The sequence below is a fragment of the Streptomyces poriferorum genome (assembly GCF_019399235.1).
Classification (GTDB): Bacteria; Actinomycetota; Actinomycetes; order Streptomycetales; family Streptomycetaceae; genus Streptomyces; species Streptomyces poriferorum.
In genome coordinates this window covers 1-7,021 of the sequence record NZ_JAELVH010000430.1, presented here as the reverse complement: position 1 = coordinate 7,021, position 7,021 = coordinate 1, and the positions used below count along the sequence as shown (strand labels likewise).

Sequence of the window (7,021 nt, the reverse complement as noted above, 5' to 3'; positions counted from 1 at the left end):
GCACGGCACGGGGCTTTTCTGCGTTTACAGGACCCTCAGCCAGCGGATGGTGAGCTGGACTGGTCAAGGGCGAGCGCGGACGATCCCCATCCACGCAGGTTCGGCGCCGGCCCTGAGACCTACTCGGTGGCAGCTGGCTTGACCGTGGCCAACTGAATTGCTGGGCACCCGCAGGGTGCCCCTGGCGCATGCCATGATCGGCCCCCATGAGTGACCGTTCGCTTCCGCCTGACTGGCTGGCTTCATGGTTGAGCAGGATCTCAGCGGCCCTGAATGCGATGACCGAGGGCTTCGAGCGCCAGCACGGGTTTCACCCGGGCGCGAATGAGGTGCGGCCGGCCGACCGCGACGATTGGCTCGAACGGGGGCGGCTTGTCCTATGTGGCCGGCCCAACCGGTGCGGTGTACCGGACGCGAACGGCATCGCTGGACGAACCTGAGCTCGACCGGGTGGCCGATGACCTGCGCCAGTTCCTGGAGCTGCTGGAGCAGGCACTGATGCTGTTCATCGCCAACGGCAAGCCTGGACACCTGTAGAGATGCGCCGCAGCGCTCAGTGCGCTCGCCGCTGTTAGCGATTACGCGCAGCGCAGTTTCCTGAGGGCTGGGGTGGCTTTCTCCACGACAGCGGGGTTCTGGCACACATTCCGTGAGAGCGGTGAACGAGTCTCTTCTGGTCGGCAGACTGGAGCGATGCGGATGGAGAATGTGGTCGGGGTGCAGGCGGTCCGGCTTGCCGCGACGGTTGGTGCAGTCGTCGTCGCTCCCGTTCTGTTGGCGGCTGGGACTCCATTGCGCCGCCGCCTGCTACGTCGCTACTACCGCGAGGACGGGCCGGGGCTCGTGAGCAAGGAGGAGGGTTGGGTGAGCCCGGGGTATTTCGTCGTCACCAACGCTGTTGTGCGAGCACTCTGTTGGCCGTCCGAGTATGTACTTCGACGCCTTCGTCCTGCCTGATCAATGCCGTCAGCGGGCGGCGGTGAGGAGCACCTGTTGGCGGGGGAGCGGGAGTTCGGCGCGGCCGACCATTTGGCGTTTGACCATCTCGATGTGGTTGACCTGCCCTTCGACTGGGGCCGGAGTTCCAATGACTGACGCCCCAGTCCTTCAGATGCTGGCCGGTGCGGGTGGAGAGGATCTCGGCGAAGCCGCGGACGACTAGATGCTCACCCAGGGTCGGCCACGCCGGGCGATCGCCCGGCGCCTGGGCTGGAGCTCAACACCGTGCTCCGGTACGCGAACGCCGTACGCCGGCAGGACACCATCCCCGACAACCGGCCTCGGTCCAGCAGGCTGGACCCCTACGAGCCCTACCTGGCGCGGCGATTCGCCGAGGGATGCACCAGCGTCACCCGATTCCAGGGCGAGCTGATCGCCGAGCAGGCCCCCGTCACCTGCGGCATGGTTCCAAGCCCACATTGCCACCTTGCGCGGAGCTCCGTCCGCCGCACCGCCACGGCCACCGACGGTACGGAAGGTGACCGGCTGGCTCACCCGACATCCGACACCCCACGGCCCTGACCGAGGAGGACCGGGCCGGCCTGAAGGACGTCTCGACCCGCTGCCCCGAACTGGCCACGGCTGCCGGACACGTCCGCGCCTTCGGCGAGATACTCCACGACCGCCTCGGTGTCACGCTCCCCACCTGGACCGACGCCGTCGACGCCAGCCAACTGCCCGGACTCACCCTGGACTGGAGCTCAGACAGCTCTACGGTCGAGCCGGATTCGAACCCCTACGCAAAATGGTCCTGCTTCAGTGACGCTCGGCAGCGACTCCGCCAGGATCTTCACGAACGTCGGGTCAGTCCAACCCGACAAATCGATGGACGCGAAAGGACGTCAGGTTGTTCGGCTCGATGCTTGCCGAGTCCACTCGGTAGCGGCCGGCGGCGAGGTCGAGGGTGGCGCTGCCTGTGAGCGTCCCGACCTCGGTGCCGAAGTAGGCGGCGTCGATCATAACAAGCTCGCCCGTGGTGCTGAGTACAGGTCCTTCCGTCCACTCCGCGGTGGGAAGACCAGCCCGGACGATGTCGGTGACACCTTCCCCGCTCTCCGCGTAGTGCCGGCGGACAAGGACTCGATGCTCGGGAAAGTAGGCGGTGGAGAGAGGTTCGTCCCCGAGGACGAGCGCCTCGGATCCGTCGGACAGTTCGAGGGCCCCCACGAAATACGTCACCTCGCAGGCCCGGTCGTAGTCGCCCTCTGTTCCCGACCAGTACGGCAGCGCGGTGCGCGGAACCACGATGAAGGGGCCGCCCTCCGTATCCAGCCACGTCAACGACATGCCGCTTCCACCCTTTGGCTCCCTGTTTCGCGGCGACAGCCCATGTGCGGGGTCGGACAGGGATCACGCCCCTGGTGGTTGAGGTGCACGGTGACGAGCCCCGGGAGCGTGACCATCCGCGGCAGGGACTTGTAAGGATCGAGCTGGCTGGGTCGTGGTTGCCGTCGGCCGCCAAGCAACTGCTCCGGGATTGCCGTGCGGGCGCATCGCCGGGCCGTGTTCCCGTCCATGTGTAGTTCGCGGGTGATCTCCCGGATGCCGTGGCCCTGGACGAGGAGCCCGTGGACGAGGGCGTGACGCTCGCGGATACGGGCTTCGAACGGCGACCTCTTCTGTGCTTGCGGTGGTTGCAGGTCCGGTAGGTCACCGGTATCGGAGCTGGGTGGCCGCATGCATCCGGTGTGCTGACTCACGACTTGTTCCACCGCGGTGCCGAGGTTCTGCCACACGTGGAGCGGTCAGGGACCTGGGCTGGCTGCGGGGCCCGGTGCGGGCTCCTTCAGCGTAGGAGCCCGCACGGTCTCGGAGACCACCTCGATTCCAGGTGCTCACGCAGTCATGTGGCCGGGTCCCGGCGTCCCGCCCTGGCGGCAGCCCGAGCGGCGGGTCTCGCAGTCGATCACCACAGCCCCGCAATGCTGCCCGCGGCGGGTCGCGGGATCAATGACTCCGAGCAACTTGGGCATCTCCCAGGAGGCGTCAGGAATCGTCAGCCGCAGCCGCAGCCGCAGCCGCAGCCGCAGCCNCAGCCGCAGCCGCGTCGTACGGCTGACCGTGCTGTCCAGCATGACGGCCGGTCGGGCTCCGGCCCGGCCGGCGAGCGCAACGGCTACGGCCTCCAGGACCCGGCGCGAAGCAGGCGTCCGTCTCCCGTACCGGAACGTGCGCCCTCGGCCTGCTCAACGAACGTAAGACGCCCACACCAGCGGCTCCGCAGTGTCTGTCTAGGCTGCGGTGAGGATGAGCCGTCCCTCAGTTCCTGTTTCGACGACATTGACCAGCAGCACGCTCGCATGGTGAAGGCGCAGGGTGAAGTGCGGATCGCGTTGCCTCAGGAAGCGGAAGCTCTCTCTGTCCTCCGCGGTCAGGGGAGGCTCGGGAGTCGCCTCGCACGTCCAGTTTTTTCCGACAGAGTGGGCCGCGACCCTTACAGGAATACTGCTCAGACACGTCGATGGGTTTGCCCACCACTCAAGCGTCGCCTTGCCCTCGTAGCTGTCCATGGTCGGAGTATCGCGAGCGAGCAGGCGGCGGGGCAGCGGGGCAGCGGTGCAGATCCTGAGGTCACAGGAACGCGTGACGAGCTCGCTGTGCAGCGTGCGCCGATATCCGTTTCATCCCGTGTGGACAGCGATCTACTGTGGCTCGGTGACGACTCAGATGATCATTCTCAACGGTGGTTCCAGCTCCGGGAAGTCCGGGATCGTGCGGTGTCTGCAGGACGTACTGCCCGTTCCGTGGCTGGCGTTCGGATGCGACTCCTTCGTCGACGCGATGCCCGCGAGGATGCAGGCGTCGGACGAGGGGATCGTGTTCGCGGCGGACGGGGCGGTGAACATCGGGGCGGAGTTCCGGGCGTTGGAGGCGGCCTGGATGAGTGGCGTGGTGGCGATGGTCCGTGCAGGCGCGAGGGTGGTCATCGATGACGTCTTCCTCGGCGGAGCCGCGTCCCAGCAGCGTTGGCAGAGGGCGCTGGGCGGACTGCCCGTGTTGTGGGTCGGCGTCAGGTGCGACAGCGCGGTCGCGGCGGGGCGTGAGGTCGCACGTGGAGATCGCACTCAGGGGATGGCGGCGTCGCAGGCGGATGCGGTTCACGAAGGGGTGATCTACGACCTGGAGGTGGACACGACGCATACCGAGTCCCTGGCGTGCGCTCGAACCATTGCCGCCCGCCTCGGCTGATTGCAGGATCCGTTCCGGCGCACCCCGCCGGTGTGTTGCTCCGATGACGGTTGTGCCCGACGAGGACCTCAGCGACGGGGAGACGCGTGTCATTGTCCGGGTGAACGGTGCGTTCGGCAGCGGGAAGACCACGCTCGTCGAAGAGCTGCGTCGGCGTTGGCCCGAGGCGCTGGTCTATGACCCTGAGACGGTCGGCTACGTGCTGCGCGAGATCGTGGAGGTCCCCACCGGCGACTTCCAGGATCTGCGGTTGTGGCGAAGGCAGGTCGTGCACCTGGCGGTGGGTCTCGTCGAGGAGTACCGGAAGCCGGTACTCGTACCGATGACCCTGATCAACGCGGGGTATGTCACGCCGGACAGTCCCGAACAGGATGAACGGGTCCGGCAATGGTGCAAGTCCAGGATCGAGTCGTGCACGGCCGCGATGAGCACGCTCCCCAGCGACACCGTGTTCCTGGACGGCGAGCTGACAACGACGGAGTTGGCCGACGATGTGCTGGCTCGCGTGGGTGGGGGCTCGGGCGAGTAGGCCGGCTGTCTAATGTCGCTCTCATGACGAGGACCACGCCTTCGCGACCTCTCGATGTCGAGGCGCTCTTCCCGGAGTTGGCCGGCTTTCGGGGGACGACAACTCGGCTCCACCCGCGCCCGGGCGCACCGGATCCGTCGGCCAGCTCCGTGGGCGGACCCATGCTGTGGCCGGCGGGCGAGCCCTGGCCTGCTTGCAGTGAGGCCCACGCCCGCGGGCGTGGGCTTCGGCCTGCCGACATCCGCCGCTATCGACAGGTTCTGGCTTCGGCATGGGCCCGTGAACCGGACCCCGGTCCGACGGACGAGGAACGAGAGCTCCTGGGCGAGCTGCGCCGGGATCGCCGGATCGCGGGGGCGGCCGAGCCGGACCTGCTGCCGATGGTCGGCCTTGCGCAGCTGTACCGGCGGGATGTGCCCGATCTTCCGGCGGGCCCGGGCGACTGCGACCTGCTCCAGGTGTTCTGGTGCCCCTTCAACGCACACGGCCCGGGCAGGTACGACCTGGAGCTGCACCTGCGCTGGCGACGGTCGTGGGAGGTCGGCGAGGTACTGACGGCGCCGCCGCAGCCGCTGGTCGTGGGGTCCGACGGCTTCCTGCCCGAGCCGTGCTTGCTGCACCCGGAGCAGCTGGTCACCTATCCGTACGCCGGACTTCTGCCCGACGAGCTGTGTTCCCGGATCGACGCCTGGGAGGAAGCACTTGAGGGAGCTGCCGAGCAGTCTGCGGACGGAACGACGGCAGAGCCGCTCGGCTACCAGTACGACCTGTCCATTCCGCCCGGCTGGCGCGTGGGTGGCTTCGCCTCCTGGCATGCGACCGATCCGTACCCGATGGACTGCCTGGCCTGCACGACACCGATGAGCCTGCTCCTGACCATCGACAGCTCCGAGTGGGACGGCGGGAGCGGCAGCTGGAGGCCGCTGGAGGACCGGGCCCAGCCCACTCACCGGAGCGCTACTCCCACCCAGGTCGTCGTCGGCCGCTGGGGTGAGCTCAACGTATTCGCCTGCCCCAGCGATGCTGAACATCCGCATCGCTGGAGCATTCAGTAGCTTGCCGGGGACGAGTGCCGTCACTTCTGCTTCCAGAAGGAAGGTCCTGGCGGACCACGGCCGCGCGTCAGGCCGTGCAGCCTGCGTACCCGCGGTGGCCCGGCTCCACGGCCAGGACCGCGGCATCCTCGGCGGGCAGCCTCGTAATGGACGACAGGCGTCTGCGCCCGTCAGGAACTCTGGACGGATCCCACGAATCGCTCGACCGTGTTCACCAGGTCCGGCGAGAGGCCGGGGAGGCCGCCGACCATGAGGGTCAGTCGCCTCGCCAGGTCCGGGTACGTGTTCCAGACAGCTGGGCTCCTGGTCAGGACCGCGCGCAGCAGGTCACCCTCGTACATGTCGCCCCCGGCCAGCGGGTTGTCACGGAGCACCTCCACTGCGAGCACAAGAAGCACCGGCAGCCCAACGTCCTGCCCGATCAGGAGGCGCAGGTCCTCAACGGTCAGTGATCCGACAGGCCTGCTTCGCAGGGCATGCACTGTCGTCATGAGATACGTGGCATCAGCCGGGGGCGCCGGCCGGCGATCACCTTCGAGTTCCTCGAGGGACCGGCTGCGGTCGATGGATACAGGCACCCGGCGATTCTTCCGCAGTACGAGCAATGAGGGCTTCTGCCTGCCTGCCTCCTCTGCGCCGAGTCTTCTGGACGCTGCTCCGATCGGCCCTCGGAACGGATCTTCCGGCGCCTGCCTGTCTGACCCGTCTGTCTGATCCACTCTCCGGTCAGAGCAGGAAGGGGTGCAGGGCGACCTTCTCGCGCTCGAGGAAGAGCTCGACCCATGTGCCCGCAACACCTTCGGGCAACGGGGCGGCGAGGTCCAGCAGGATCTGTGTGCCGTCGAGGTCCATCACGGCCGTCCCGTCCACGGTGAGGTTCAACCGCCCGCGCAGGACCACACCGTGCCGGCCGGGCCGGACTCCTGGCCCGGTGTCGGCAGCCGGCTTCGCGTTCCGCCCCCATGCGGTGTCCTCGTCGACCGTCCACTCCACGTGGTACTCGCCCGGTTCTGCCGCCTGATCACCGCACCAGCGGACTGCGGTCACCCCTAATGAGGTCCGGATCTGGGCCATCCAGGGACACACACCATCCGTGCGGGACGCCGCAGCCAGGTACGGGAGGGCACGCAGAGGTCCCCTCCATGTGCCGCGGGAGGTGGAAATGATGGGGCGTCAGCTTGGGCCGGGGGGTGGGAATCAGGACCGAAAGTCTCTGGTAGAGTTGACCTCGCTGGAAAGGGAAAGCGCG

At 67.7% G+C, this 7,021-nt stretch carries 9 protein-coding genes; 5 read left to right on the top strand and 4 right to left on the bottom strand.

What is annotated here, in order from left to right; genetic code table 11:
• Nucleotides 1-381: 381 nt before the first annotated feature.
• Nucleotides 382-537: a hypothetical protein gene (locus JGS39_RS41280; RefSeq protein WP_236065906.1), complete on the top strand. Its 156-nt coding sequence runs from the start codon at nucleotides 382-384 to the stop codon at nucleotides 535-537.
• Between the two features lie 687 nt (nucleotides 538-1,224).
• Nucleotides 1,225-1,521, top strand: coding sequence for a hypothetical protein (locus JGS39_RS37705; RefSeq protein WP_219574285.1), 297 nt, complete (start codon nucleotides 1,225-1,227; stop codon nucleotides 1,519-1,521).
• A gap of 282 nt (nucleotides 1,522-1,803) precedes the next feature.
• Here JGS39_RS37705 and JGS39_RS37700 read toward each other — a convergent pair whose 3' ends face one another.
• Nucleotides 1,804-2,286, bottom strand: coding sequence for an Imm21 family immunity protein (locus JGS39_RS37700; protein ID WP_219574284.1), 483 nt, complete (start codon nucleotides 2,284-2,286; stop codon nucleotides 1,804-1,806).
• Between the two features lie 944 nt (nucleotides 2,287-3,230).
• On the bottom strand, nucleotides 3,231-3,509 hold the full coding sequence (locus tag JGS39_RS37695) for a hypothetical protein (RefSeq protein ID WP_219574283.1): 279 nt from the start codon (nucleotides 3,507-3,509) through the stop codon (nucleotides 3,231-3,233).
• Nucleotides 3,510-3,654: 145 nt separating this feature from the next.
• On the opposite strand from JGS39_RS37695, the gene cpt reads away from it, so the two are divergent.
• From cpt to JGS39_RS37680, 3 genes are read left to right on the top strand one after another with little or no spacing between them, the layout of a single operon-like run.
• Nucleotides 3,655-4,188 (top strand): chloramphenicol phosphotransferase CPT, encoded by a 534-nt coding sequence (gene cpt / locus JGS39_RS37690; RefSeq protein ID WP_308120952.1) that lies wholly within the window; start codon nucleotides 3,655-3,657, stop codon nucleotides 4,186-4,188.
• Nucleotides 4,189-4,231: 43 nt separating this feature from the next.
• Nucleotides 4,232-4,717 carry an AAA family ATPase gene (locus JGS39_RS37685; RefSeq protein ID WP_219574282.1) on the top strand — a complete coding sequence of 162 codons (486 nt, stop codon included), beginning with the start codon at nucleotides 4,232-4,234 and terminating at the stop codon, nucleotides 4,715-4,717.
• A gap of 23 nt (nucleotides 4,718-4,740) precedes the next feature.
• Nucleotides 4,741-5,772, top strand: a complete 1,032-nt coding sequence (locus tag JGS39_RS37680; protein WP_219574281.1) for a hypothetical protein — start codon at nucleotides 4,741-4,743, stop codon at nucleotides 5,770-5,772.
• 170 nt (nucleotides 5,773-5,942) lie between these two features.
• On the opposite strand, the gene JGS39_RS37675 is transcribed toward JGS39_RS37680, so the two are convergent.
• A complete protein-coding gene (locus JGS39_RS37675; protein ID WP_308120951.1) occupies nucleotides 5,943-6,350 on the bottom strand; it encodes a contact-dependent growth inhibition system immunity protein in 408 nt (135 codons plus the stop codon).
• Nucleotides 6,351-6,498: 148 nt separating this feature from the next.
• Nucleotides 6,499-6,846, bottom strand: a complete 348-nt coding sequence (locus JGS39_RS37670; protein ID WP_236064618.1) for a hypothetical protein — start codon at nucleotides 6,844-6,846, stop codon at nucleotides 6,499-6,501.
• Nucleotides 6,847-7,021 lie beyond the last annotated feature (175 nt).